At 56.3% G+C, this 25,852-nt stretch carries 24 protein-coding genes and 2 pseudogenes; 14 read left to right on the plus strand and 12 right to left on the minus strand.

Features of this window, described 5'->3' with window-relative positions:
- Positions 1 to 45: 45 nt before the first annotated feature.
- The 3 genes and pseudogenes from OA238_RS10760 to OA238_RS10775 all read right to left on the minus strand — a co-directional run bounded on the left by OA238_RS10760 (position 46) and on the right by OA238_RS10775 (position 3,693).
- Positions 46 to 1,597: pseudogene (locus OA238_RS10760) on the minus strand (IS3 family transposase).
- A gap of 365 nt (positions 1,598 to 1,962) precedes the next feature.
- Positions 1,963 to 2,226 (minus strand): diguanylate cyclase domain-containing protein, encoded by a 264-nt coding sequence (locus OA238_RS10770; protein WP_083906696.1) that lies wholly within the window; start codon positions 2,224 to 2,226, stop codon positions 1,963 to 1,965.
- A 114-nt stretch (positions 2,227 to 2,340) separates the two neighbouring features.
- Entirely contained in the window at positions 2,341 to 3,693 is a 1,353-nt protein-coding gene (locus OA238_RS10775) for a HupE/UreJ family protein (protein ID WP_015495194.1), read from the minus strand.
- On the opposite strand from OA238_RS10775, the gene OA238_RS10780 reads away from it, so the two are divergent.
- A complete protein-coding gene (locus OA238_RS10780) occupies positions 3,677 to 4,495 on the plus strand; it encodes a DUF4198 domain-containing protein (RefSeq protein WP_015495195.1) in 819 nt (272 codons plus the stop codon). The two genes, OA238_RS10775 and OA238_RS10780, sit on opposite strands and share 17 nt — an antisense overlap.
- A gap of 134 nt (positions 4,496 to 4,629) precedes the next feature.
- On the opposite strand, the gene OA238_RS10785 is transcribed toward OA238_RS10780, so the two are convergent.
- The gene (locus OA238_RS10785; protein ID WP_245581491.1) at positions 4,630 to 4,815 is read right to left on the minus strand and encodes an HP1242/YdcH family protein; all 186 of its coding nucleotides are present in this window, start codon (positions 4,813 to 4,815) and stop codon (positions 4,630 to 4,632) included.
- A 490-nt stretch (positions 4,816 to 5,305) separates the two neighbouring features.
- On the opposite strand from OA238_RS10785, the pseudogene OA238_RS10795 reads away from it, so the two are divergent.
- Together OA238_RS10795 and OA238_RS10800 are read left to right on the plus strand one after the other, a co-directional pair.
- Positions 5,306 to 6,824, plus strand: a pseudogene (locus OA238_RS10795) (IS3 family transposase); the annotation flags it as partial.
- Between the two features lie 119 nt (positions 6,825 to 6,943).
- A complete protein-coding gene (locus OA238_RS10800) occupies positions 6,944 to 7,207 on the plus strand; it encodes a lysophospholipid acyltransferase family protein (RefSeq protein ID WP_044036665.1) in 264 nt (87 codons plus the stop codon).
- Here the strand turns inward: OA238_RS10800 and OA238_RS28905 are convergent.
- On the minus strand, positions 7,200 to 7,742 hold the full coding sequence (locus OA238_RS28905; RefSeq protein WP_051076360.1) for an IS630 family transposase: 543 nt from the start codon (positions 7,740 to 7,742) through the stop codon (positions 7,200 to 7,202). The two genes, OA238_RS10800 and OA238_RS28905, sit on opposite strands and share 8 nt — an antisense overlap.
- Positions 7,743 to 7,750: 8 nt before the next feature.
- Positions 7,751 to 7,960: a helix-turn-helix domain-containing protein gene (locus OA238_RS30065; protein WP_083906698.1), complete on the minus strand. Its 210-nt coding sequence runs from the start codon at positions 7,958 to 7,960 to the stop codon at positions 7,751 to 7,753.
- Between the two features lie 118 nt (positions 7,961 to 8,078).
- Here OA238_RS30065 and tnpA (OA238_RS10815) point away from each other — a divergent pair, with 118 nt between their 5' ends.
- A complete protein-coding gene (gene tnpA, locus OA238_RS10815) occupies positions 8,079 to 8,498 on the plus strand; it encodes an IS200/IS605 family transposase (protein WP_015494130.1) in 420 nt (139 codons plus the stop codon).
- Here tnpA (OA238_RS10815) and OA238_RS30070 read toward each other — a convergent pair.
- Positions 8,447 to 8,818, minus strand: coding sequence for a helix-turn-helix domain-containing protein (locus OA238_RS30070; RefSeq protein WP_187293170.1), 372 nt, complete (start codon positions 8,816 to 8,818; stop codon positions 8,447 to 8,449). The two genes, tnpA (OA238_RS10815) and OA238_RS30070, sit on opposite strands and share 52 nt — an antisense overlap.
- A 191-nt stretch (positions 8,819 to 9,009) precedes the next feature.
- Positions 9,010 to 9,684 carry a 1-acyl-sn-glycerol-3-phosphate acyltransferase gene (locus tag OA238_RS10820; protein WP_015495198.1) on the minus strand — a complete coding sequence of 225 codons (675 nt, stop codon included), beginning with the start codon at positions 9,682 to 9,684 and terminating at the stop codon, positions 9,010 to 9,012.
- 198 nt (positions 9,685 to 9,882) lie between these two features.
- Here OA238_RS10820 and OA238_RS10825 point away from each other — a divergent pair, with 198 nt between their 5' ends.
- From OA238_RS10825 to OA238_RS10835, 3 genes are all read left to right on the plus strand, one after another.
- Positions 9,883 to 10,773 carry a PfkB family carbohydrate kinase gene (locus OA238_RS10825; RefSeq protein WP_015495199.1) on the plus strand — a complete coding sequence of 297 codons (891 nt, stop codon included), beginning with the start codon at positions 9,883 to 9,885 and terminating at the stop codon, positions 10,771 to 10,773.
- Entirely contained in the window at positions 10,770 to 11,684 is a 915-nt protein-coding gene (locus OA238_RS10830) for a pseudouridine-5'-phosphate glycosidase (RefSeq protein ID WP_015495200.1), read from the plus strand. Before OA238_RS10825 ends, OA238_RS10830 begins: the two co-directional genes overlap by 4 nt.
- A 126-nt stretch (positions 11,685 to 11,810) precedes the next feature.
- Positions 11,811 to 12,578, plus strand: coding sequence for a DUF502 domain-containing protein (locus tag OA238_RS10835; protein ID WP_245581492.1), 768 nt, complete (start codon positions 11,811 to 11,813; stop codon positions 12,576 to 12,578).
- A 31-nt stretch (positions 12,579 to 12,609) separates the two neighbouring features.
- On the opposite strand, the gene OA238_RS10840 is transcribed toward OA238_RS10835, so the two are convergent.
- Together OA238_RS10840 and OA238_RS10845 are read right to left on the minus strand one after the other, a co-directional pair.
- The gene (locus tag OA238_RS10840; RefSeq protein ID WP_015495202.1) at positions 12,610 to 13,632 is read right to left on the minus strand and encodes a patatin-like phospholipase family protein; all 1,023 of its coding nucleotides are present in this window, start codon (positions 13,630 to 13,632) and stop codon (positions 12,610 to 12,612) included.
- Positions 13,629 to 14,402 carry a 3-hydroxybutyrate dehydrogenase gene (locus OA238_RS10845; protein ID WP_015495203.1) on the minus strand — a complete coding sequence of 258 codons (774 nt, stop codon included), beginning with the start codon at positions 14,400 to 14,402 and terminating at the stop codon, positions 13,629 to 13,631. The genes OA238_RS10840 and OA238_RS10845 overlap by 4 nt, the downstream gene beginning before the upstream one ends.
- 554 nt (positions 14,403 to 14,956) lie before the next feature.
- On the opposite strand from OA238_RS10845, the gene OA238_RS10850 reads away from it, so the two are divergent.
- From OA238_RS10850 to OA238_RS31705, 4 genes are all read left to right on the plus strand, one after another.
- Positions 14,957 to 16,789 (plus strand): extracellular solute-binding protein, encoded by a 1,833-nt coding sequence (locus tag OA238_RS10850; RefSeq protein ID WP_015495204.1) that lies wholly within the window; start codon positions 14,957 to 14,959, stop codon positions 16,787 to 16,789.
- 80 nt (positions 16,790 to 16,869) lie between these two features.
- Entirely contained in the window at positions 16,870 to 17,355 is a 486-nt protein-coding gene (locus tag OA238_RS10855; RefSeq protein WP_015495205.1) for an arsenate reductase ArsC, read from the plus strand.
- A complete protein-coding gene (locus OA238_RS10860) occupies positions 17,352 to 18,005 on the plus strand; it encodes an aquaporin (RefSeq protein WP_015495206.1) in 654 nt (217 codons plus the stop codon). The genes OA238_RS10855 and OA238_RS10860 overlap by 4 nt, the downstream gene beginning before the upstream one ends.
- A 95-nt stretch (positions 18,006 to 18,100) precedes the next feature.
- On the plus strand, positions 18,101 to 18,349 hold the full coding sequence (locus OA238_RS31705; RefSeq protein ID WP_144055882.1) for a hypothetical protein: 249 nt from the start codon (positions 18,101 to 18,103) through the stop codon (positions 18,347 to 18,349).
- Here the strand turns inward: OA238_RS31705 and tnpA (OA238_RS10870) are convergent.
- Positions 18,298 to 18,717: an IS200/IS605 family transposase gene (tnpA, locus tag OA238_RS10870; protein WP_015495207.1), complete on the minus strand. Its 420-nt coding sequence runs from the start codon at positions 18,715 to 18,717 to the stop codon at positions 18,298 to 18,300. The genes OA238_RS31705 and tnpA (OA238_RS10870) overlap by 52 nt on opposite strands.
- 282 nt (positions 18,718 to 18,999) lie before the next feature.
- Between tnpA (OA238_RS10870) and OA238_RS10875 the strand changes: the two genes are divergently transcribed.
- Genes OA238_RS10875 through OA238_RS10885 form a run of 3 tightly spaced genes read left to right on the plus strand, consistent with a single transcriptional unit; the run spans position 19,000 to position 22,353 of the window.
- Positions 19,000 to 20,496 carry a class I adenylate-forming enzyme family protein gene (locus OA238_RS10875; protein WP_015495208.1) on the plus strand — a complete coding sequence of 499 codons (1,497 nt, stop codon included), beginning with the start codon at positions 19,000 to 19,002 and terminating at the stop codon, positions 20,494 to 20,496.
- The gene (locus OA238_RS10880) at positions 20,483 to 21,127 is read left to right on the plus strand and encodes a DsbA family oxidoreductase (protein WP_015495209.1); all 645 of its coding nucleotides are present in this window, start codon (positions 20,483 to 20,485) and stop codon (positions 21,125 to 21,127) included. Before OA238_RS10875 ends, OA238_RS10880 begins: the two co-directional genes overlap by 14 nt.
- Positions 21,124 to 22,353, plus strand: coding sequence for a multidrug effflux MFS transporter (locus OA238_RS10885; RefSeq protein WP_015495210.1), 1,230 nt, complete (start codon positions 21,124 to 21,126; stop codon positions 22,351 to 22,353). The genes OA238_RS10880 and OA238_RS10885 overlap by 4 nt, the downstream gene beginning before the upstream one ends.
- Positions 22,354 to 22,358: 5 nt before the next feature.
- Here OA238_RS10885 and mfd read toward each other — a convergent pair whose 3' ends face one another.
- The gene (mfd, locus tag OA238_RS10890; protein ID WP_015495211.1) at positions 22,359 to 25,823 is read right to left on the minus strand and encodes a transcription-repair coupling factor; all 3,465 of its coding nucleotides are present in this window, start codon (positions 25,821 to 25,823) and stop codon (positions 22,359 to 22,361) included.
- Positions 25,824 to 25,852 lie beyond the last annotated feature (29 nt).

Below are 25,852 nucleotides of genomic sequence, written 5' to 3' on the forward strand. Positions count from 1 at the left end.
CCGGGAATTCATTGCGGTGTTTGTCAAAGGTGTTGTCCGCCGATTTCATGCAGCGTCTCTGATTTCAGAGGCGCTGATTTCGTTTTCTGGGTTCAGCCAGACGGGTCCTGCTGGTTGCCAGTTTCGGGTTTTTCCTGACCAGCGTTGCGGGTTTTGCGCGCGAGCAGTGGCATAGAGATTGGCACGATTTGTGAGCGTTGCACGATCATGACCTGCGTGGCGCGCATTCGGCGTGACGAAGCGGATGGCGCTGTGCAGGTGTTCACTATTGTACCAACCAGCGAAGGTTTGGACCCAGGTTTGAGCATCCGCCTTGGTGGCAAAGCCCTTGGTCGGCCAGTCCGGGCGGTATTTGCAGGTTCGGAACAACGCCTCTGAGAAAGGGTTGTCGTTGCTTACGCGAGGGCGACTGTAGGAGGCCGTGATCCCTAGTTTTTCCATCGTCACCTTCATCGTGGCGCCCTTCATAGGACTGCCGTTGTCAGCGTGCAGAACCAAGGGGCGCATCTGACAGCCCTCCGCTAGCACTGCTTGCCGGATCAGAATGGCAGCCAGATCCGCACTTTCACGCTCATGGATGTACAGCCCACGATCTTCCGGCTGAAGATGTCCACGATCAGATACAGATAGAAGAACATGCCTGCGACAGGTCCCGGCATCCAGGTAATGTCCCAGGTCCAGACCTCACAGGGCGCACTGGCCTGATAGCTTGTGGGCTTCTTACGCTTGACTGGGGACTTGGCTCGACCCCGGTGATGCTGCAATCCATTGGCGCGCAGAATGCGGTAGAAACTCGTTTCCGAGGCTAGATACTGCCCCCGATCTGCTAGCTTTGGCACAATCTGACTTGGGGGAAGGCTAGAGAACTCCTTTGAATTACAGACATCTAGAACAGCCGCGCGTTCTGCCGTACTCAACGCGTTTGCTGGTTCCGCACGCGGCACGAGGGGGCGCTTATCAGGGCGAACCTCGCCGTCTTTTGTCCAGCGCCGCAGAGTGCGTTCGCTGATTTCCAACTCGGAACAGGCTTTGGCGCGCCGCGCTCCTGCGGTGACGGCCTCATTGATCAGAGCAACTGCGGTTTGGCGATCTGGGGTGCTGATCATGCGTCCTCTTCGTCCCCCCAGATCGCTGAGGCCTTTTTTCGCAGAACAAGCAGTGCTGCAGTTTCGGCCAGTGCGCGATCCTTGCGAGCAAGCTCGCGTTCCAAATCTTTCATCCGTTTCTTGTCTTCCTTGGTCGCACGCACAAGACGTGCTGCACTCGTGCGGTCCCAGTCGTTGGCCTGCTCGCAAGCAACTCGCCACATGGCAATCTGCGCCGGGTAAAGGCCGCGTTTGCGGCAGTATTCGGCTAGGTCAGCCTCGTTCAGAGCAGCAGTTTCCAACACCGCCGCAAACTTGTCACGTGAAGACCAGCCCTCAGGGCTCGCATCAGCGTCAGGCAAAAGCTGCCCCTTGTTGCGCGCCTCAGCACGCCAGGAGAAAAGCGTCGCTTCCGAAATGCCTTCCTCATGCGAAAGCTGCCGAATGGCCACGTTGTTCGGCGGAAGCATCCGTTTCAGCACAGCTGCTTTTCGTTCCAGTGAATATCCCATGTCATTGTCCTAATCCGCCCACCTGAAAATTAGAGAAAAATAGAACAGCGGACAACATCCCTGACACACTGGGTCAATCTTGAAGACACACGACTGACCATCTCCAAAAAACTTGAGCTTCTTTTAGGTCTCGTTGCGCTCGCGGTTGCATGGGCATCTAAAACCGCCACAAAGCTTATTGGAGGCGGGAAAATGAAGCGGAAAAAACACGGATATTTTGCAAAGTCATTCTTTCGAATTGGCTTCGATCAGCTCCGTAAACTGCTCAGGTCAGACCCAAACGCCGCTGTCTCACCGTGGATATTAATTCCACCCATAATCACAAGAGTCGTGTAGTATGGGAGAAAGGACGGAATTTGGGCGCGTTACATCGCAAATTGCAGCGACCCCAGTGCTGCCGGTGCATCAGAACGCGCCTTGAACACCACCTTGTTGCGATCACCGCTTTTGGCGGCATAAAGCGCTTTGTCAGCATCATCGAGAATGAGATCGATGTCGCTTTGATCCAGCATCCAGATCGCCCCGATGCTGATAGACGCTTTCACTGTCCGTCCAGCATGTTCGACCCCGGTTTCGGCGACCAAGAAGCGGCACCGCTGGGCGATGCGTTTAGCCTCGTATCTGTCGATATTGCGAGAACAATTGCAAAGTCGCCATCACAGAGCCGCGAACCATCTTTACCAGACGCAAGAATTACTGACGCACGGTTTGTATTTTTTAGGGATCGCGCTTGGCGTGCGCGCCTACAAGAACACCCGTTCGACCACCCAATAGGCACCGACCAATGCGATCAGAATGCTGGCAGGCATGGCGACCATGTGCTGGTAGGTTTCATAGCGTTCAATCGCGCAAGACGCAGCACACAGGCCCGCCATGATCGCGACCATAAACAACAGCGGTAAAAACGCGGCCACTGCGTCCGGTCCAAGCGCTGAAATCGGGATCAGCAGCAACGGTACGACGACGACGGCGACGACTAAGTAACCCACAGCAAGTCCCATGTTGGCCTTGCCATCCTCCGAAGACCGGATCGCCAGAATCGCGATAATAAAGGCCACAGCGATGACGGCCAATTGTCCAATCTCAACACCGACGTTGAACCCCAACAGCGCAGGCACAAAGGCGCTTTCGGGGATGCCGTATTGGCCAAGCACGCTGGCGAAACCCAAACCATGCAAAAGGCCAAAGCAGAAAATCACTGCGGGCCGCCACGGGTTCAGACCCCGACTAAAGATGTTCTCGACAGCGACATACACGATAGATGCGGCGATGATCGGTTCAACGATGGATGCAGGAACAGTGACATATCCCAATGCGGCCAGTGCCAAGGTAATCGTATGCGCCAGCGTGAACGCCGACACTTGCAACAACAACGGCCGCATTCTGGCGGCCAACAGGAACAGGCCCAGAACGAACAGGATGTGATCAAGGCCAAGCGGAATGATATGTTCAACGCCAACCGGAATGTAGCGCAAGAACCCGTCCAGACCTGTCATCTCTGTGCCGCCACCAAGGGCGACCGGATCAGTCAGACCACCACCGGACAGATAGCCATCCCAGCCGCCCTCCACGCCCATTTGACGCAACACCAGCACGCCGTATTCAGCCGGCCAGCCAATTTGAACCGACTGCGCGGTATCGGGCGCGACCCCGACGAACGTCAATGTGGACTGACGTACAACCTCAACATCACCGACCTGCGGCACATCAATGCCGGTGAATTCAAGGGCTACACGTTCACCGTCAACAATCACGTCAATCGCACGGGCCATGTCGGGCCAATACCCGTCGAATCGTGCCGCGAATGCGTCAGGGTCCATGGCGCGCAGAGCGTCGTAAATTTCGGCCTCGGGTGCGGCTTCGGTGTCTTCCAGCCCGTCCAGATCAATGCCCGCAACGATGCTCTCAAAGTTTCCTTCAAGACTGAAAGTGATTTGGCCGTCAACAAGTTCCATATCGCCGATCGTTGGCAAGACTTCGTGCGCTGCTGCCAATGACGCGCACGTGATCCAGACCAGCGCTGCCATTGACACCGCCCGCCCAAATGTCACCTTAGCGTTAACCCAAATGGAGTTTCCCATGCGCATCCTTGCCATTGCTTTCGCCCTTACTGCTGCCCTGCCCGTCGTACCATCGCAGGTTTTGGCCCACGAATTCTGGATCGAACCGCTTTCCTATCAAGTTCAACTCGACGATATGATTAGCGGTGAGCTGACCAATGGGCAAGAGTTTGCGGGGGCACAACTGGCTTATTTGCCGCAACGATTTGAACGCTTTACGGTGGCGGCAGGCATGCGGCAGGGGAACGTCGAAAACCGCCTTGGTGCGCGGCCTGCGCTGGATATCGCACCCTTGTCCGAAGGGTTGCACGTCATCAGTTATCAATCAACACTGTCGACATTGACCTACACCGAATGGGCAAAGTTTCTGGGATTCTCCGAACATAAAGACTTTGCCGACATTGAGGCGATCCACGACGCGCGCGGCCTGCCCCGCGAAGGTTTCGTCGAAGGCTATTGGCGGTTCTCAAAAACGCTTGTCGGTGTTGGCAACAGTATCGGCAGGGATTTTCAAACAGGTCTGGATATTGAATTCGTAGCCCTCGATAATCCGTACACAGATGATCTGAGCAATGGTCTGCGGGTCCAACTCTATTACCTCGACGACGTGCGGGGCGATGCGCAGGTTGAATTGTTCGAAAAAGCGCCAGACGGAACAGTCGAAATCACCCTGCACCGCACGGACGCAGAGGGCATCTCCACCCTGCCCGTCAAGGCGGGATACAGCTATTTGGTAGACGCCGTTGTGTTGCGCGAACCGTCCGCTGAGTTGGCCGTCGAGGCAGACATTGAATGGGAAACCCTTTGGGCCGCCCTGACATTTGGCGTGCCAGAATGAGTCTCCAGTTGCACGAACGCCCACTCAAGATCTAATGCGCCAACCGCCGCACCACAACAAATGTAGCGGTGCGGCGGTCGACGCATGACCCGTAAGGACTGTGCCTTAGGTTTCTAAAAAGCCACAGCCAACGGCTACTTATCCGTCAATTGGGCGTGGATCTTATCTTTCAACCGCATCCGCTCCTTACGTAGGTCGGAAATATGATCGTCCGAGGTCGGCTTCACGTCGGTTTCCGCCGTATGGACCGCGCGATTGACCGTGTGGTATTCCTCAAATAATTTAGAAAAATGGGCATCGCTAGCGCATAAATCATGCATCTTTCCGACATGTTCTGGAAACTCTTCTGCCAATTCGTGAGGGGTGTTCTACATTGTCACTCTTTCTCTTGAGGTATGATTGGTCACTTTTTGCTTCGTGTAGCGAACACAGGTGCCGTTAGGGTTTCTCCTTGCTCAAATCCAATGATGTCGGAGGCACGCGCCGCTGGATCAGTGGCTTTTTGTCAGGCATCTGCATTCGTTCGCTTAGCAAGGACATGATGCCATAGTTCGGGGCCCGCGTTGTTGACCCACATCAAACCGGATCGACGTCAGCTCTATTAGGATTGTCCGCAACTGGCGCGGTGCACAGCGAAAGTATGGCGCGACACAGCAATCAGAGTCATGCAATGCGATCCGTTTGGTGACTTACAAACCGATGCGCCGCATCACTATTTTTTCTAGACCAGACCATACCCCAGTGTGTCAGGGATGTTGTCCGCTGCTCTATTTTTCTCTAATTTTCAGGTGGGCGGATTAGGACAATGACATGGGATATTCACTGGAACGAAAAGCAGCTGTGCTGAAGCGGATGCTTCCGCCGAACAACGTGGCCATTCGGCAGCTTTCGCGGGAGGAAGGCATTTCGGAAGCGACGCTTTTCTCCTGGCGTGCTGAGGCGCGCAACAAGGGGCAGCTTTTGCCTGACGCTGATGCGAGCCCTGAGGGCTGGTCTTCACGTGACAAGTTTGCGGCGGTGTTGGAAACTGCTGCGCTGAACGAGGCTGACCTAGCCGAATACTGCCGCAAACGCGGCCTTTACCCGGCGCAGATTGCCATGTGGCGAGTTGCTTGCGAGCAGGCCAACGACTGGGACCGCACGAGTGCAGCACGTCTTGTGCGTGCGACCAAGGAAGACAAGAAACGGATGAAAGATTTGGAACGTGAGCTTGCTCGCAAGGATCGCGCACTGGCCGAAACTGCAGCACTGCTTGTTCTGCGAAAAAAGGCCTCAGCGATCTGGGGGGACGGAGAGGACGCATGATCAGCACCCCAGATCGCCAAACCGCAGTTGCTCTGATCAATGAGGCCGTCACCGCAGGAGCGCGGCGCGCCAAAGCCTGTTCCGAGTTGGAAATCAGCGAACGCACTCTGCGGCGCTGGACAAAAGACGGCGAGGTTCGCCCTGATAAGCGCCCCCTCGTGCCGCGTGCGGAACCAGCAAACGCGTTGAGTACGGCAGAACGCGCGGCTGTTCTAGATGTCTGTAATTCAAAGGAGTTCTCTAGCCTTCCCCCAAGTCAGATTGTGCCAAAGCTAGCCGATCAGGGTCGATATCTGGCCTCGGAATCGAGTTTCTACCGCATTTTGCGCGCCAATGGATTGCAGCATCACCGGGGTCGAGCCAAGTCCCCAGTCAAGCGTAAGAAGCCCACAAGCTATCAGGCCAGTGCGCCCTGTGAGGTCTGGACCTGGGACATTACCTGGATGCCGGGACCTGTCGCAGGCATGTTCTTCTATCTGTATCTGATCGTGGACATCTTCAGCCGGAAGATCGTGGGCTGTACATCCATGAGCGTGAAAGTGCGGATCTGGCTGCCATTCTGATCCGGCAAGCAGTGCTAGCGGAGGGCTGTCAGATGCGCCCCTTGGTTCTGCACGCTGACAACGGCAGTCCGATGAAGGGCGCCACGATGAAGGTGACGATGGAAAAACTAGGGATCACGGCCTCCTACAGTCGCCCTCGCGTAAGCAACGACAACCCTTTCTCAGAGGCGTTGTTCCGAACCTGCAAATACCGCCCGGACTGGCCGACCAAGGGCTTTGCCACCAAGGCGGATGCTCAAACCTGGGTCCAAACCTTCGCTGGTTGGTACAATAGTGAACACCTGCACAGCGCCATCCGCTTCGTCACGCCGAATGCGCGCCACGCAGGTCATGATCGTGCAACGCTCACAAATCGTGCCAATCTCTATGCCACTGCTCGCGCGCAAAACCCGCAACGCTGGTCAGGAAAAACCCGAAACTGGCAACCAGCAGGACCCGTCTGGCTGAACCCAGAAAACGAAATCAGCGCCTCTGAAATCAGAGACGCTGCAAGAAATCGGCGGACAACACCTTTGACAAACACCGGGTTGACCGTATCCAGAAATCACCAGCCATTGCGATCGACAAAACTAAAGACATAGTGCGTGTCACCGGCTTCGGGTCGCCGGTGGGGTTCGACGGATGGCCCACGCGCTTTGCAGCAAAGGCACAAGCGCCGGTTTTGCCCGGATTTGTAACCCAAACGGACGGGCGCCTGAAACTTCTCATTGGAAGCGCAATTGCGCCATCCGCGGACATCGTCGCCTCCTCTCAGAATTTGGTGACCCAGCTTGAAGGTTTCATCAAGTTGCACCCAGAGGAATGGGCGTTTTCAGTCGATAATACCAACGGCCGAATTAAGTGACCCTTGCCCATTCTCGATCTGTGATTGAACTTATTCGCTCTGGGTCGTTCGCAAAGAAGTTCCAAGCTTGTGCACATTTGTCGAGTATTTCGTCATAGGTGTCGAAAACTGTGATTGCGAGTTTATTAGCTCGCAGATAAGCCCAGACGTTTTCCATGGGGTTCAGTTCGGGTGAATACGGTGGCAGCTTAACGAGCGTAATTTTATCTGGCACCTGCAAACATTTTGCGCCATGCCACCCCGCCCCATCAACAATCAGCAAGGCATGTGAGCCGGGTGCGACAGCTTTTGCGATCTCATCAAGATGCAGCCCCATAGCCTCGGCGTTGACGTAGGGCAGGACGAGACCTGCGGCGGTACCACGTGCGGGACAAGCGGCACCAAAGATATAACTCCATTTGAAGCGTATATCACGGGGTGCGCGCGGGCGAGTTCCACGCTTGGCCCATTTACGGGTGAGTGTCCCCTGTTGTCCAACGCGGGCTTCATCTTGGAACCATACTTCAAGAGGCTTCCCCTTTGCATGTTCTGGCAGAGTATCGTTTACGAGGCTCGCAAAGTTTTTTTAAAAGCCTGCTGCGCTTCGCGATCAGTTTTCGGATGCTCTGGACGCACAGACAGGCGGCGAAAGCCATGCTTGGTTAGATATTTCCCAATCGTACGCACATGCAGTTTCACGTCGAACTCCTCTTCAACACGAGCCTGCAAGTCGACACAACGCCATCGTACTACGCCATCTTTTACTTTCCACAAACGGGATTAAAGCCACCGGCTTCCAGCCGGTCCGCTTTAGCGTAATGTACTATAATCTTCCCTCTCATTTTTAAGACCCCGCGAAGCGGTAAGGGTCTTAAAAATGAGAGGGAAGATTATGATCTATTCCACAGGAAGCCATACCAAATTTTATCACCGGTTTCACGTCGTCTGGACAACAAAATACCGATACAAAGTTATGCGCGGTGAGATGCGTGAGCGTATCCGTGAAATCATTATCCAAACATGCCAAGAACTTGGCGTGCATATTGAGAAGGGCGTATTGTCGACCGATCACGTCCACATGTTCATATCGGTCCCGCCTCAGATAGCATTGTCAAAGGTGATGATGCGGATCAAGGGACGCTCGTCTTATAAGATACAGCGCGAGTTTCCCGAACTGCGCAAACGGTACTGGGGCCAGCGGTTTTGGGCTCGCGGATTTTTCTCAACAACCAGCGGCAATGTCACTGACGCTGTCATACTTCAGTATCTTGAATTACATTCAAAAAGGGAACCTACCGGCGTCAGCCGGTAGTCGTTCAGTGGGTCGGGCCCGGCCTCCACCCACGCCACAAATTGCGCCTGTTGCTTGGGCGACAACCGTGGTTTTGCCCCCTTGCCATTCCGATCCGATAACCCCTCAATGCCTTCTGCGTTAAAGCGATGCGCCCAATCCCGAAGTGTTTGTCGATCCATACCACTGCTGCGGGCAGCCGTTTCACGATCCACCCCATCAAGCACCAGCGCTATGGCCAGTAGTCGCCGTACAACCCGCCCATCCTTGGTTCGCTTTGCCGCACGGCGCAAATCTTTCGCAGACATATCCGTGCGCGTAATTTTTATGGCTCCACCCATGAGCACCTCCCAATCTATGGAGGTCATTGATTCAGAGTTTGCCAAAAATTAAAACCAAAAAAATGAGTCAGATATTATGGCCACTGGTATAAACACTGGTCGCGGGCCCTACAAAACGGTGCAACAGGCGGAACAAACTAAACCAGAGTCTTTGGCGCAGCGCAAACATCGTCCGCATTCCAGCCCAGAGGTTATGAATTCAAAAGCGCCTCTAACGTCTCATTAAACACCGCAAGCTCCTGTGTCGGGTCCAGATCCGTAATCGGCCGCAAATCCAGGCTCACATGGCGACGACCCTTCTTGATACCCAAAAAGCTCCAGAACCCGTCGTATTGCGCCCGTTGGAATTGACCAAGACCGTCAAGGCGCAACAGCATCACGGGCGTGTCAGGTTCGGCCCGCAGAATGTCGTACACACCCGACAAATACGGTGCGATGATCTCTTGGGGTTGGCGGCGCAGCTTTCCGGCGGGAAACAAGAGAATGGAATTGCCGTTGCCCAGCACCTTATGAATGATCCCCAGTGTGTGGTCTTTGCGCGCGGCGCGTCGATCATCGGGCCATGATTTCGGCGACGACATCGGAATCGCGCCTGCGACATACATCGGGAACCACTGCGCCCAGTTGTGGTATTCATCATAATGCACCGTCGGGCGCACCCGCGCCGTCGAATACAGGATGGCCGAGACCAGCGGCCCATCATGTCGGCTGACATGGGTTGCCAAAATCAGCGTTCCGGGTTGGTCCTGCAACAGGTGCTTGCCCGCAGCGCTGACATTGTAAAACATCGCGTAATAGGTCCGCACAAGGACGAGAAAAAAATGCCGGACCCATTTGCCCAGCGTGGCGTCAATGAAACGTTTCATTGCTTGTGACCTTTTGCAGATTGGATTTGGCATGGACACTCTCTCTCAACACTATTGAACGTCGTTCACGGATAAACACCACACGCCCGCGTTGCAACGCTTTTTACACACCTTTGACCAAAGGTCGGGTTTCCCATACCTCACTCTCAAGGCTCACACCCCGTTGACCTCGCCGCGCCGCCGCGCCATCAACGGCGGATGAAAAAACCTGACATCCTGTGCATCGGTTCGGTCCTGTGGGACATCATCGGGCGCGCGTCTAGCCACATGCGCGCAGGCTCCGATGTGCCCGGTCGCATCACGCGCCTGCCCGGTGGTGTGGCGATGAATATCGCGATGACGCTGATTAATTTTGGCCTGACCCCTGCGGTTCTCTCCGCCGTTGGTCGTGACGCTGAGGGCGATGAACTGGTCCATGAGGCGGCGGGCCTTGGCATCATCACCGAACACCTCTACCGTTCCGACGATCTCCTGACGGATGCCTATATGGCGATCGAGGGCGCGAACGGTCTGATCGCGGCCATTGCCGATGCCCATTCGCTGGAACAGGCGAGCACCAAAATCTTGCGCGCCCTGTCGGACGGCACCCTTGGCACCGACGCGGCCCCCTGGTCCGGCCTTGTGGCCCTTGATGGCAATCTGACACGCGATTTATTAGCCGATATTGCGAAATCACCGCTGTTTGCCGCGTCGGATTTACGGGTCGCACCCGCCTCACCGGGTAAGGCCGAACGCCTTTTGGCACTGGTCGGCCACCCTTCGGCAACGTTGTATGTGAACCTCGAAGAAGCTGGGCTGCTGTGTCAGACGACGTTCGACACGGCCGCAGATGGCGCTGCGGCCCTGTCCAAGCGCGGCGTTCACCGCGTCTTGGTCACCGACGGTGGCAAACTGGCCGCTGAATGTCTGGATGGTGACATCTGCACGGCACAGCCCCCCGAAGTCCTCGTGACCCGCGTGACGGGCGCGGGGGATACATTCATGGCCGCTCACATCGTCTCAGAAGTCCAAGGCATGGACCGCCAAGCCGCCCTTATCCGCGCCCTGAGCGCCGCTGCAACCTACGTTTCCGGAGAGACCCCATCATGACCACCCCACTATCACTTCCAATGACCTTCGCACCTGAGGTCGCCACCGCCCGTGCGGCGGGAACGCCGATCGTGGCACTGGAATCAACGATCATAACCCACGGTATGCCCTATCCACAAAACGTCGACACCGCGCGGCTGGTCGAAGCCGATATTCGCGCGGGCGGCGCCACGCCCGCCACCATCGCTGTCATCGACGGCACGCTGCATATCGGGTTAACGGACGACCAGCTTAACGCGCTTGGCCAAGCCAAAAACGTCGCCAAGCTTAGCCGTGCAGATATTGCCGCCTGCATCGCCACGGGCGGCACAGGGGCCACGACGGTTGCGGCGACAATGATCGCAGCCCATCTGGCGGGGATCAAAGTTTTCGCCACGGGTGGTATTGGCGGCGTGCACAAAGGCGCTGAAACTACATTTGATATTTCCGCTGATCTGCATGAACTGGCGCACACGCCCGTCACAGTCGTCGCCGCCGGCGCAAAGGCCATTCTGGATCTGGAAAAAACCTATGAGGTCCTCGAAAGCCTCGGCGTGCCGGTGATCGTATTTGGCCAAGACACCCTGCCTGCATTCTGGTCCGCCACATCCGCCCTGCCTGCGCCCCTGCGGATGGACAACGCCGCAGACATCGCCGCAAGTCACCAGATGCGCGCCGCCATGGGCCTGCCCGGTGGCCAGCTGATCGCCAATCCGATTCCGCAAGATGCGCAAATTCCGGCCGAGACCCTCGCGCCGATCATCGCGCAGGCCTTGGATGAAGCCGCCACCAAAGGTATCGCCGCTAAAGCCGTCACGCCGTTTTTGTTGGGGCGCATCTTTGAATTGACCGACGGCGCGTCGCTGACTGCTAATATTGCCCTTGTGCGCAATAATGCGGCACTTGCGGCAAAAATTGCAGCATCGTTTTGACGTTAAGTCACCTTAAACGGTGCCCCTCATTGTGGATGCCCGCGGCATCCCCTACATAAAAAAGAGTTAGCCTTAAAAAGACACTGGGGGTTCGCTCCTTTGATCTCACATTTAGGATCGCCGCACGTGACAACACCAACTGAGCCAGCCCCGCGCCGCACCTTCTTGGGCGGGTTGCGCAACAACTTTATCGCAGGGCTCGTCGTCATTGCACCGATCGGTCTGACCTTGTGGCTGATTTGGTCGGTGGTCGGTCTGGTCGACAGTTTCGTGTGGCCATTTGTGCCCGACGCCTATCAACCCGAACAGCTACTCAACTGGGCATTTGGCCGCTCCGTCGCGAATGACACCTGGATCACCGTTAATGTGCGCGGCATTGGTGTGGTAATTTTCCTGATCTTCACAATATTGGTGGGTTGGCTTGGCAAAGGGTTCTTGGGGCGTGGTTTTTTGCGATGGGGCGAAGGCCTCGTCGGGCGGATGCCTGTGGTGCGCTCAATTTATAACGGCGTAAAACAGATCGCTGAAACCGTGTTCGCGCAGACCGAAACCAGTTTTGATAAGGCCTGCCTGATCGAGTATCCCCGCAAGGGCATCTGGGCCATCGGCTTTATCTCGACCGGAACCAAGGGTGAGCTGTTGGACAAGGTCGACACAGGGCCAATGACATCCGTTTTCTTGCCAACAACGCCCAACCCGACATCGGGTTTTTTGCTGTTCTTCCCGACCAGAGACATCATCGAATTGGACATGTCGGTTGAGGACGCCGCCAAATTGGTGATCTCGGCCGGCCTCGTCTATCCCGGCGAAAAAGAGGCGAAAATGCCAGCGCAATATAGTGACCTTGCCGAAAAAATCGCTGGGTCGCACACGTCTGATGACGAGGCACGCTAGGTTTCCCATTCTTACCCAGCGCGCTGACCCGTCAGGCGTCAAACATATCCACCAGATTGACTGTGTCGCGGTGACCCAGATCGTCGAAATGTTGCTCTAGGAATGTATCCGCCGCCGCGCGTCCCGCAGATTTCAACCGAGCCAAGACAACTGGATTGGGCGAAGATTTTGTCGCGACGTTCAAATCATTCATCAGCAGATCATCAGAAATTATGTGCACCAGGACATCCTTCATCGTCCCATTGGTCATTGACCCATCGTGCAGCAAACGTTTCACAAAGTTGATTGCGCGCAGTTCACGTAGCAACGACGAGTTGAAACTGATTTCGTTGATCCGGTTCTGGATCGCTTGGGTGTCGGTTGGCACTTCATCGCGGTGTAATGGGTTGATATTAACTACCATAATGTCGGCAGGTAGGCTTTCAGCGTAAAGTGGAAACAGCGCCGGATTGCCCGTATAACCGCCATCCCAATACGCCTCACCGTCAATCTCAACCGCTTGAAACAGCGTCGGCAGGCAGGCGGACGCCATCAGCGCCTCACTGGTAATCGCACCGCCGGTAAAAATCTTCACCTTGCCGGTGCGCACGTTGGTCGCCCCGACGAACAACTCCGGACCGGTGTCACCACAAACTGCTTCAAATTTAAATTTGTCCACGATTGGTTTCAACGGGTTGCTGTAAAACGGCCCCTGATCGTAGGGCGACATCAGACGCGATGTCATATCCATCAGGGCCGCCATGGGAGAATTAGCCATCGCCGCGGCCAAGGTCGGCGTGTCTGGCGCAACTGCGTCCATCCACGCAACAACCCGATCATCTGCCACAGCACCCACCTGCCCCCAAAACCAATCAAGGTTCTCTTTGGCGCCCGTGCGACCACCTGTCGCCATGCCTGCCTTTAGGGCGGCCCCATTCATCGACCCAGCGGACGCACCAGAGATCGCAGCGATCTCCACCCGCTCGTCCTCAAGCAGTCGATCCAGCACACCCCACGTAAACGCGCCATGCGCACCGCCGCCCTGCAGGGCAAGATTAATGCGTTTAACGCTCACTGGCTGGTCCAGCCACCATCGGCAGAAATCGACGTGCCGGTGATCTGCGCCGCCGCGTCCGAACACAGGAACATCACAATACCGCCAAGCTGTTCAACGGTCACGAATTCCTTGGATGGCTGCTTGGCGAGGATCACCTTCTCAATCGCTTCGTCCTCGGAAATTCCGTATTCCTTGGCGGTTGCGGGGATCTGACCCTCGACCAACGGGGTCAACACGTATCCGGGGCAAATGGCGTTGGCGGTGATGGGTTCTTTAGCGGTTTCAAGGCCAACAACCTTGGTCATACCAACAACGCCATGTTTGGCGGTAACATAGGCGGCTTTGAACGGGCTGGCGCGCAATCCGTGGGCGGATGCGATATTGATCACCCGACCCCACCCTGCCGCACGCATCACGGGCAAGGCTGCTGCTGTGGTGTGGTACGCCGAAGACATGTTGATCGCAATGATCGCGTCCCACTTGGCGGCTGGAAAATCCTCAATCGGGGCGACGTGCTGGATGCCCGCGTTGTTGATCAAAATATCGCAGGCCCCTGCATCCGCAATCAAACGGCGGCAGTCATCGCCCTTGGACATATCAGCCGACACATATTTCGCCTCCACGCCAAACTCTGTCGCGATGCCTGCAGCCAAAGCATGGTCTTCTGTGCGGTCAGTAAAAGAATTGAGCACGACATTGACACCCTCGTTTGCCAGTTCGCGCGCGATCGCAAGGCCAATGCCTGAATTTGATCCGGTGATTACGGCGGTTTTTCCTGCAAGCGTCATGATGGGCGTCCTTTGATTGATGTTGCGCTGCAGCATAGGCACATGCCGCCGCGCGGCAACCTTGATCACACCAATGTTCCATCATGACACCTCGTTGATACTTGGGCGCGCAGACGGACTATTTTCGCGCCATGCATAAAGGACTTTCAAACTGGCCTTTGGTTGTCGCGTGGGCGGAGATTTTCCGCCCGCCGCCTCGGGACCCAGTGCGATCAAGTTTGTAGACCAAGACACCGACGTTGGACCCCAGAATCGCCCGCATATTTAGTGATTCTTTATGTCCGTGTTCTATGCGATCTGAAACGATACATTTCGACATCGGATGGGGGGCAGACCTGTGCTTTGCCCCATTAAAAAAAGGGCAGAAAAAAACCCCAGCCGAAGCTGGGGTCAAGTTATTGAGGCAGGTTTCATACAGGCAAGAAACCTATCGAGCAGTGCCCTATCTATAAGCAATCGACCGCCCGCATCCAAGCTAAAAGTTTGAAAAGGTTCGTTTCCCCATCTAACATAATCCCCAAGACTAACATTTGGCACTGGGAAGCATCACCAAAATGAGCACAGGAATATACACAAGGCTGGGTGCACGTTTACGTGTGACAGCCCTTGCGGCGACCACATCGCTGCTGGCGACCTTGGCGGCGGCAGAGCCCATGCATGGCATAGCTATGTATGGCGACCCTGCCCTACCACTAGATTTTGCGCATCTCCCTTATGCGAACCCCGACGCCCCGCGCGGTGGCAGCATGGTTACGGCGAACGTCGGCAGCTTTGACAGCCTGAACCCGTTCATCGTCAAAGGCTCGGTTCATTGGCAACTTCGCTTCTTGATGGGCGAAAGCCTGATGGCGCGATCTTTGGACGAACCTTTCACGCTTTATGGCCTTTTGGCCGAATCGGTTGAGACCGCAGAAGATCGCTCATGGGTCGAATTCACCCTGCGTTCCGAAGCCCGATTCTCTGACGGCACCCCAGTAACGATCGAAGATGTGATCTGGTCGTACGAAACTTTGGGTACTGAAGGCCATCCACGCTACCACGGATTCTATAATAAAGTGGAAAGCATCGAGACAGTCGGAGAGCGCGGCGTGCGCTTTACCTTTGCCGAAGAAGACCGCGAACTGGCCCTTCTCGCGGGGCTGCGTCCGATCTTGCAAAAGGCGCAATGGGACGGCATGGATTTCGCGGAATCCGGCCTCGACGTTGTTCCGATTACGTCATCGCCCTACACAATCACCGACTTTGAGGCGGGCCGTCATATCGAAATGACCCGCAACCCCAACTATTGGGGCACGGGTATCGTGCCATTCGTTAACGGGCTCTATAACCTCGAGACCATCCGCATGGAATTCTTCGGCGATGAAACCGCCGCGTTTGAGGCGTTCAAGGTTGGTGAGGTCAACAGCAACCGCGAATTCAACGTCGCCAAGTGGGACAGCCAGTATGATTTCGGACTGATGCAGTCGGGCGATTTTGTCCGCTCGATCCTGCCGCATTCACGGCCATCGGGGATCACGGGCTTTGTGATGAACACCCGCCTGCCGCAGTTTGAAGACATCCGCGTGCGCGATGCGATGATCCACGCGTTTAACTTTGAATTCATCAATGATGCGATGACAGGCGGAGCGCAGCCGCGCATCACCAGCTATTTCTCGAACTCCCCCCTCGCGATGCAAGACGGACCCGCCACAGGTCGCGTGCTTGAGTTTTTGCAACCTTTCGCCAACGACATTCCGGCGGATGCGATTTCCGGATATGAACTGCCAATATCCGACGGCTCTGAGCGCAACCGTGACAACATCAGCGCAGCGCTGGATCTGATGCAACAGGCTGGCTACACCGTCCAAAATGGTGTGATGGCGAATGCAAACGGTGACGCGTTCACCTTCGAGATGCTGCTCTCATCGGGGTCCAGCGAAAACCAGTCGATGGTTGACATGTACGTGCAAAGCCTATCGCGCCTTGGCATCACGCCGACAATCACCGTCGTGGACGGCGCGCAATATAGCGAACGTACGGACGTCTATGACTTCGGCATGACCTACTACCGCCGTGGTCTGTCGCTGTCCCCGGGCAATGAGCAATATCTCTATTGGGGAATCGACGGCGCCGACGTGACTGGTGGGCGCAACATGATGGGCGTTAAATCCGAAGCGATTGATGCGATGATCAACCTGTTGCTGACATCAGCCAGTCAAGATGACTTCTTGGCGGCAACCCAAGGTCTAGACCGTCTGCTGACGTCAGGGCGCTACGTGATCCCGATCTATCAGTGGAACATCAGCCACATCGCCCATGACAAGAACCTGCACTATCCAGACACCATGCCGATCTTTGGCGATTGGCCCGGTTGGCAGCCAGATGTCTGGTGGTATGCGCAAGACTAATAAAGTTTTAGGGCGTTCCAGCTGGGACGCCCTTTTCAGTTGTCTTGCCCCTGTTACCAAACACCCCTACCGGAGACTGCATGAACATACTTATCCTGTGCACCGGAAACTCCGCCCGCTCGATCCTGCTGGAATCGATCCTGAACCGTGATAGCGCTGGACGCATCCACGCCTATTCCGCCGGATCAACGCCGTCGGGTCGCGTGCACCCGCAATCGCTGAAATTACTGGCCGCCAAAGGCCACCCTACGGATGGATTAACGTCGCAAAGCTGGGACGAGTTTGCGACGCCAGACGCACCACAAATGGTCGTTGTCATCACCGTTTGCGACAGCGCGGCAGCAGAAACCTGCCCGTTTTGGCCACGTTCCGCGGGTCACACACCATTGCAAGCACACTGGGGTATCCCCGATCCCGCGGCCGCAACGCAACCAGACTGGCACGTCGCATTCCAGACCGCCTTTGACACCCTTAGCCGCAAGGCAGCGGCGCTGATCGACCTGCCGTTTGAAACCATGGACCCAGCCGCCCTCAAGTCAGCGATCAACGCGATTGCCGACGTATGAGCACGCAAAAACTCTGCGCTGAAGGCCTCGGCACTGCCTTACTGCTGATCGGCGTCGTCGGCTCCGGCATTATGGCGCAAACCCTGACCGATGACATCGCAGTGGCGCTTTTGGCTAATGCTATTGCGACAGGCTGCACACTCTTCTTTATCATCACGGTCTTTGGCCCAATTTCCGGGGCGCACTTTAATCCAGTCGTCACGCTGGCCTTCGCGTTTAAGGGCGAACACCCGTGGCCGCTGGCCGCCGCTTATATCCCCGTCCAGATATTGGGCGGCGTTGCGGGGGTCTGGCTGTGCCACGTGATGTTTGATCTTGATATCATACAGTTTTCGACAACTCCGCGCACCGGAATGAACCAATGGGCGTCCGAAATTTTCGCGACCTTCGGCCTGCTTTTGGTGATCTTTGGCGGGTTGCGCAGCCGCCCTGACACCGTGCCGACGCTTGTGGCAATCTACATCACTGGTGCGTATTGGTTCACGTCGTCGACCAGCTTTGCCAACCCTGCCGTGACTATCGCGCGGGCGTTCTCGGACACTTTTGCGGGCATCAATCCGGCCCATGTCGTCGGCTTTATTATGGCGCAACTTGTTGGGCTCGCCTTGGCGCTTGTGGTGCTGCCGCGCCTTTTCGCCCACGAGGAATAGGCATGAAGAATAAAAGCCGCGTTTAACCAAGTCTCAACTTTGATGCTGTTTCATAGGTCCGATCAACAAGCATCATTGAAAGGACTGTTATGACTATGACAACCTCCCTCGCCCACTGGCCGCACCTGATGGACCAGCTCTGCGCCCAGTTCCAACACCTTGATCTTGCAGTTCTGACGCGGTTTCGCGGTGATCCCCAAAAGATCACCCGCTATTTGGCGCAAACCCACGATCTCACGGTTGTCGAGGCCGCCGAGACCCTCGACGATTGGCTGATGTTCCAACTGAACGACTACCGGCTGACGCCGGTAGGTTCCCTTTTTGAATGTAATTCAAGATACTGAAGTATGACAGCGTCAGTGACATTGCCGCTGGTTGTTGAGAAAAATCCGCGAGCCCAAAACCGCTGGCCCCAGTACCGTTTGCGCAGTTCGGGAAACTCGCGCTGTATCTTATAAGACGAGCGTCCCTTGATCCGCATCATCACCTTTGACAATGCTATCTGAGGCGGGACCGATATGAACATGTGGACGTGATCGGTCGACAATACGCCCTTCTCAATATGCACGCCAAGTTCTTGGCATGTTTGGATAATGATTTCACGGATACGCTCACGCATCTCACCGCGCATAACTTTGTATCGGTATTTTGTTGTCCAGACGACGTGAAGCCGGTGATAAAATTTGGTATGGCTTCCTGTGGAATAGATCATAATCTTCCCTCTCATTTTTAAGACCCTTACCGCTTCGCGGGGTCTTAAAAATGAGAGGGAAGATTATAGTACATTACGCTAAAGCGGACCGGCTGGAAGCCGGTGGCTTTAATCCCGTTTGTGGAAAGTAAAGCGATTGCCAGAACACGCCGCGGCCTAAAGCCTATCTCGCGATGTCAGCCCCAGACATCTACGATCGAAACTCATCGGGCGGCGTCGTTTTGAAACACACACGGGCGCGCCGCTTGCAAACGCCCCTGCGGTTGGGATAGCGCCAGTGGCATGACCTTAGACCCAGTCCCATCCTCATTTAATATGGCCAGCTACGTTCTGGCGCGCGCAAGCGATGATCCCGCAAAAATCGCTTTGGCCGTTCTTGGCGATGACACTGACGAACGTTGGACCTATGCGCAAATTGAAAACGCGATCCGTGGTGCTGCCACTGGACTTTTGACGACAGGATTGGCGTCAGGTGACCGCGTGCTTTTGCGCCTTGGCAACACGCCTGACTTTGCCATCGCTTTTTTGGCTTGTATCGCCGTCGATCTGATTCCTGTGCCGACCTCCTCGCAGCTTTCAGTTGATGAAATCACCAAGATGACGATTGATCTTGCGCCCAAAGCGATCATCGCGGCGGCGGATATCGCGTTGCCCGACTGCACGGCCCCCGTGATCGATACCGCAACACTCGTCAGTTTTTATGGTATGCTGCCTGCTGATTACACTTACGGCGATCCGGACCGCGCAGCCTATATCATCTTCACCTCGGGCACCTCGGGCACGCCGCGCGGTGTGGTTCATGCCCATCGCGCAATTTGGGCGCGGCGCATGATGCATGATGGCTGGTACGGCTTGACCCGAAATGATCGCGTCTTGCACGCGGGGGCCTTTAATTGGACCTACACTCTTGGCACAGGTCTGATGGACCCGTGGACAGTGGGTGCAACCGCCCTGATCCCCGCCGCTGGCACGCCACCTGACAGACTTCCCACACTTCTAGCGCAACACAACGCGACAATTTTCGCAGCTACACCAGGGGTTTACCGCCAACTCCTCAAGTCGCCAATCGCGCCTATTCCAACCTTGCGCCACGGATTATCAGCCGGTGAAAAACTGCCCAATACCACCCGCACCGCATGGACATCGGCGACCAATACCCCAATTTACGAAGCCTACGGCATGTCCGAATGCTCAACCTTCATCTCCGCCAGCCCGAGGCAGTCAGCAGATGTTGGCACTCTTGGCCAGCCACAACCGGGACGTCGCATCGCCCTGCTTGATCAGTCCGGCACATCGGGCGACACAGGCCAGATTGCGGTGCATGAATCCGACCCCGGCCTCATGCTCGGCTACCTGAATGCGCCCGAAGAAACTGCTGCGCGTTTCAGCGACGACTGGTTCTTAACTGGCGACATTGGTCGCCGCCTCCCCTCAGGTGCCGTCGCCTATGAGGGGCGCGTTGACGACATGATGAACGCCGGAGGCTACCGCGTCTCCCCGATTGAGGTTGAAACCGCCCTCGCGCAACACCCCGACATCCATGAGGTCGCTGCCGTAGAAGTGCGGGTCAAATCCGACGCGTCGATCATTGCCGCCTTTTACACCAGCACAGATGTGATAGTTGACACCGAATTGGCCGCGCATTGCGCCGCCCACCTCGCCCGCTACAAATGTCCGCGCATCTTTATTCGCCGTGACGCATTGCCCCGCGGCGCCAACAACAAACTCCTGCGCCGCGCGCTCAGGTCAGACTGGGAGGCCGCACATGGTCAAACTTGATATCATTTCCGATCCGATTTGCCCGTGGTGCTACATTGGCAAAACCAATCTGGACCGCGCCCTCGAACAGATCCCCGATCACCCGTTCACGGTTGAATGGCATCCGTTCCAGCTCAACCCCACCATGCCGCTGGAAGGCATGGATCGCCGAACTTATCTTGAGGACAAGTTCGGCGGCAAAGACGGTGCTGTCAAAGCCTATGCACCTGTAGTGCAGGCCGCCGAGGCGGCAGGTCTGAAGATTGATTTTGCGGGTATGAAACGCACGCCCAACACCATCAACGCCCATCGCTTGATACACTGGGCGGGCATTGAAGGCCGCCAGACATTCGTTGTCCACCGCCTGTTTGAAGCCTACTTTCGCGATGCGCGCGATATTGGCGACACCTATGTGCTCGCCGATATTGCCGACGGATGTGAAATGGACGCCAGCGTTGTATCCAAATTGCTCGACTCCGATGCAGACATCGAAGACATCCAGAAACGCGATGCCCACAGCCGTGAAATGGGCATTTCTTCGGTGCCGACATTCATTGTCGCCAACCAACATGCGGTCCCCGGTGCGCAACCGACTGAGATGTGGCTGAAGGTCATGGGCGACATCATGGCGCAAATCGAGTCTACTGAGTGATCAGTCCATCAAAGGCGCCATCTCGATCCCCCGTCAAGGCATTGGGCCAAGTTGAATTTGTCGCGCTGATCGCAATGCTCGCGGCGAGTGTCGCGTTTTCTATCGACGCCATGCTGCCAGCCTTGCCCGACATCGGCGCAGAACTGTCACCAGGCAACCTTAATCGCGCCCAACTGATCATCACCAGTTTCGTGTTGGGCATGGGGCTTGGCACGTTCATCACCGGACCCTTGGCGGATCGGTTCGGGCGCAAGTCCGTTATTTTGGGCGGCGCGATTCTTTATGTCTGCGCCACTGCGTTTGCGTTTTTCACCACGACGCTAGAAACTATGTTGGCCGCGCGTGTCTTGATGGGCCTTGGTGCAGCCGCTCCGCGCGTTGTTGCAATGGCGTTGGTGCGTGATTTGTATTCGGGACGCGACATGGCGCGGATCATGTCCTTTGTCATGCTGGTTTTTTCGCTCGTGCCCGCCCTCGCGCCGACGTTAGGCGCGGGTATCATTGCCTTTTCAGGCTGGCGCGGCATCTTCGTGGCATTCGCCATTTTTATCAGCCTGTCCACCTGCTGGCTGATGCTGCGCCAACCTGAAACACTCGCCCCGGAAAACCGCCGCCCTCTGCGTTTCACCACCATATTCGCCGCCGCACGTGAAGTGTATGGTCACCCGACCGCGCGCCTTGCGACCATTGTTCAAACGCTGAGCATGGGCATGCTGTTTTCGGTGCTCAGCTCCACGCAACAGGTGTTCGATCAAACCTATGACCAAGGCGACACATTCCATCTGTGGTTTGGTGGCATTGCGATTCTCGCGGCCTCCGCATCAATCATCAACGCCCGCCTCGTGGGGCGGCTGGGCATGCGCCCGATCATCAAGGCGATGATGTTGGCGCAAATGTTCATGTCGCTGGGGATGATCTGCATCATCATGCTCGGCCTTCCCAACCAGATCGAACTGCTGTTCTACGCTGTTTGGACCGTTTCCGTCTTCTTCCAAGCGGGCCTGACAATCGGCAATCTGAACGCGCTGGCGATGGAGCCTATGGGCCACATCGCGGGGTCCGCCGCCTCCATCGTAACGGCTACCGCAACCGTGGGCGCAGTCCTGATCGCAATTCCAATTGGCCTTCGATTTGACGGCACACCGCTGCCACTGGCAATCGGCATCTTCGTTTGTGCCTGTATGGCCCAGTGGCTCACCACAATGATCCGGCGCGACAACGATTAATCCGCCTATGGCTTTGCGGTCTTGGCCTCTTTCACTTTAGCTGCAAGATCGCGGGCAATGGCGAACGCACCTTGGATCTTCAAACGGTCCGTGCCCCAATCGCGCCTGATCACGATCTTGTTGTCCTTCACTTTAGCCTGCCCGCGCTGATCATCAATGAATTCCACCAGCCCCACGGGGGAGATGAATTTGTCATTGTGAAATCGCAAAACCGCACCCTTTGGCCCTGCGTCAAGCTGGCTGATACCAGCCTTTTTGCACATCGCTTTGATACGCACGACCAGCATCAGGGTGTTAACCTCTTTCGGCAATGTCCCGAACCGGTCAATCAATTCTGCGGCAAACCCTTCCAGTTCAACCTTGGTTGTCAGATCCGACAGGCGGCGATACAGCCCCAGACGCACATCCAGATCAGGAACGTAGGCTTCGGGAATAAGCACCGGAACGCCGAGGTTGATCTGCGGCGCCCATTGGCCATCCTCAACCAATGTCACTTCGCCGGACCTGATCTTGGCGATCTGTTCTTCCAGCATGGATTGGTACAATTCATAGCCAACTTCGCGCATTTGACCGGATTGTTCTTCGCCCAGCAGATTGCCCGCGCCGCGAATGTCCAGATCCTGTGACGCAAGCGTGAACCCGGCCCCGAGCGTGTCGATCGACCCCAAAACCCGCAGCCGCTTTTCGGCCTGCGGCGTTAATTTCTGGCGCGGCTTGTAGGTCAGATAGGCATAGGCCCGCGCCTTGGATCGGCCCACCCGTCCGCGAATTTGATACAGTTGCGCCAGTCCAAACATATCGGCACGGTGAACGATCATCGTATTCGCTGTCGGAATATCCAAGCCGCTTTCCACAATCGTCGTCGCCAGCAAGACGTCGTATTTTCCGTCATAAAACGCATTCATCCGGTCATCCAACTCTCCGGCTGCCATCTGCCCGCTCGCGATGACGAATGACACCTCTGGCACCTCATCACGAATGAACGCCTCAATCTCGGGCAAATCCGAAATCCGTGGCACAACAAAGAACGACTGCCCGCCGCGGTAATGTTCACGCAACAACGCCTCGCGGATCGTCACGGTATCAAATTCGCTTACGTAGGTTCGGATCGCCAAACGATCGACTGGCGGTGTTCCGATGATGCTCAACTCACGCACACCGGACAACGACAATTGCAGCGTGCGCGGGATCGGCGTCGCCGTCAGCGTCAGCACGTGAATGTCCGTGCGCATCTGTTTCAGGCGTTCTTTGTGTTGCACGCCAAAGTGCTGTTCTTCGTCAATGACCAGTAGCCCAAGGTCCTTGAACCGGATGTTTTTCGCCAACAACGCGTGGGTGCCAATGACGATATCCACCGTGCCTTTGGCCATTCCGTCCTTCGTCAGCGCGGCTTCTTTTGCGCTAACAAAGCGCGACAACGTCCTGACATTGATCGGAAATCCGCGGAACCGTTCCGCGAACCCTTTGTAGTGCTGGCGCGCCAAAAGCGTTGTTGGTGCGACAATCGCCACTTGCACGCCGGACATCGCGGCCACGAACGCGGCGCGAATTGCGACTTCGGTTTTGCCGAAACCCACATCACCACAGACCAGACGATCCATCGGTTTGCCCGATCCCAGATTGTCCAGAACATCCTCAATCGCCCGCAATTGGTCGTCGGTTTCCGCATAAGGGAACCGCGCCAAAAACTGCTCCCACATGTCCTCGGGCGGCGTCAACGCAGGCGCAGTGCGCAATTCACGTTCGGCCGCGACGCGGATCAGGCGTTCCGCCATTTCGCGGATGCGTTCTTTCAGCTTGGCTTTCTTGGCTTGCCAGGCGCCACCGCCCAATTTGTCGAGCAGTCCAACCTCGTGGCCATAACGTGACAGCAGCTCAATATTCTCAACCGGCAGATAAAGCTTGGAACTTTCGGCATATTCCAGCAGCAGACATTCATGGGCGGCCCCAAGTGCCGTCACAACCTCCATGCCCAGATAGCGGCCAACACCGTGATCCACATGGACCACCAAATCACCCGGCGTCAGGCTTTGGGTCTCTGTCAGAAAATTCTCGGCGCGACGTTTGCGTTTGGTTTGGCGGATCAGGCGATCCCCCAGCACATCCTGCTCAGACACCACGGTGATGCCCTGACTCTCAAACCCGTGTTCCAGCGCCCAAACCGCCATATGCAGCCCGCGCTTACCGATGCGGCTGAAATCTGTGACTGGAATGGTTTCCGCAATACCTTTGTCTTCGATCAAACCAATCAGGCGTTCGCGCGCACCTTGAGAATAGGACGCGACGACAACTGGTCCCAGTTCAAGCTTTGCTTTAAGATGATCTGCCAAAGCCCCGAAAAGACTGACACTTTCCTGCTGTCGTTCAGGCGCGAAGTTTCGCCCGATGCGCCCGCCTGCGTCAATAACACCAGGTCCCGTGGCCTGCGGCAACGCCCCAAGCTGCATGACGCGAAAATTGCGCAACGCTGCATCCCACGCGGGACCATCAAGATACAATCCGCTGGGCGCTGCGGGCTTATAGACGGAATCCATCCGCCCCTTTGCTAACATCGCCTCACGACGGGCATCGTATTGATCGTCAATCGAAACCCAACGTGCGTCACGTTGCGCGGCATTTTGTTCGTCCAGCGTGACCGTCGCGCCCGTCAGATAATCAAACAATGTCTCAAGCTCGGCATGGAAAAACGCCAGCCAGTGCTCAACGCCTGCGTGTTTTTTGCCCGCTGACACCGCCTCATACAAAGGATCATCCGTGCCCGCCGCGCCAAATTCCAACCGATAGTTCTGCCTAAACCGGGTGATCGCCGCGTCATCCAAAATCACTTCGGACACCGGCGCAAGGTCTACGACGTCTAGGGTTTCCGTCGTGCGCTGCGTCGCCGGATCAAAGCGGCGCGCGCCCTCAAGATCATCACCAAACAGGTCCAACCTCACCGGACCAATCTGACCGGGTGGATAAATATCGATGATGCCACCACGCACGGCGTAATCGCCCGGTTCCATCACCGTTGGCGCCTGCGTAAAGCCCATGCGCACCAAGAACGCCCGCAGCGCGGCCTCGTCTATACGGCTGCCGACACTGGCGGAAAATGCGGCTTCGCGCAAGACTGACCGCGCAGGCACCTTTTGGGTGGCGGCGTTCAACGTGGTGAGCAAAACAAACCGTTCCGGCATCCCGTGTGCAAGACCTGCCAAAACCGCCATGCGGGCCGCAGACACATCCGCGTTCGGGGACACCCGATCATAGGGCAGGCAATCCCAACTGGGAAAGATCAACACGGGCATGTCGGGCGCGAAGAACGCCAGTGCCGCGCGCATCGCCTCAACCCGTTTGTCGTCACGACAGATATGAACAACCGCGCCGCTCTCGGCCTCGGCCAGTATCAGGCGGGCGTCAAAACCTTCCGGCGCTCCGGAGATGGTGACGTGTTTGGGGTTGGGAACGGGTTTGGCTTGAATTTTGGTCATGGAAACCGACCTACTGCGCGCAAGCCCAG

The organism is Octadecabacter arcticus 238, from assembly GCF_000155735.2.
Taxonomy (GTDB): Bacteria; Pseudomonadota; Alphaproteobacteria; order Rhodobacterales; family Rhodobacteraceae; genus Octadecabacter; species Octadecabacter arcticus.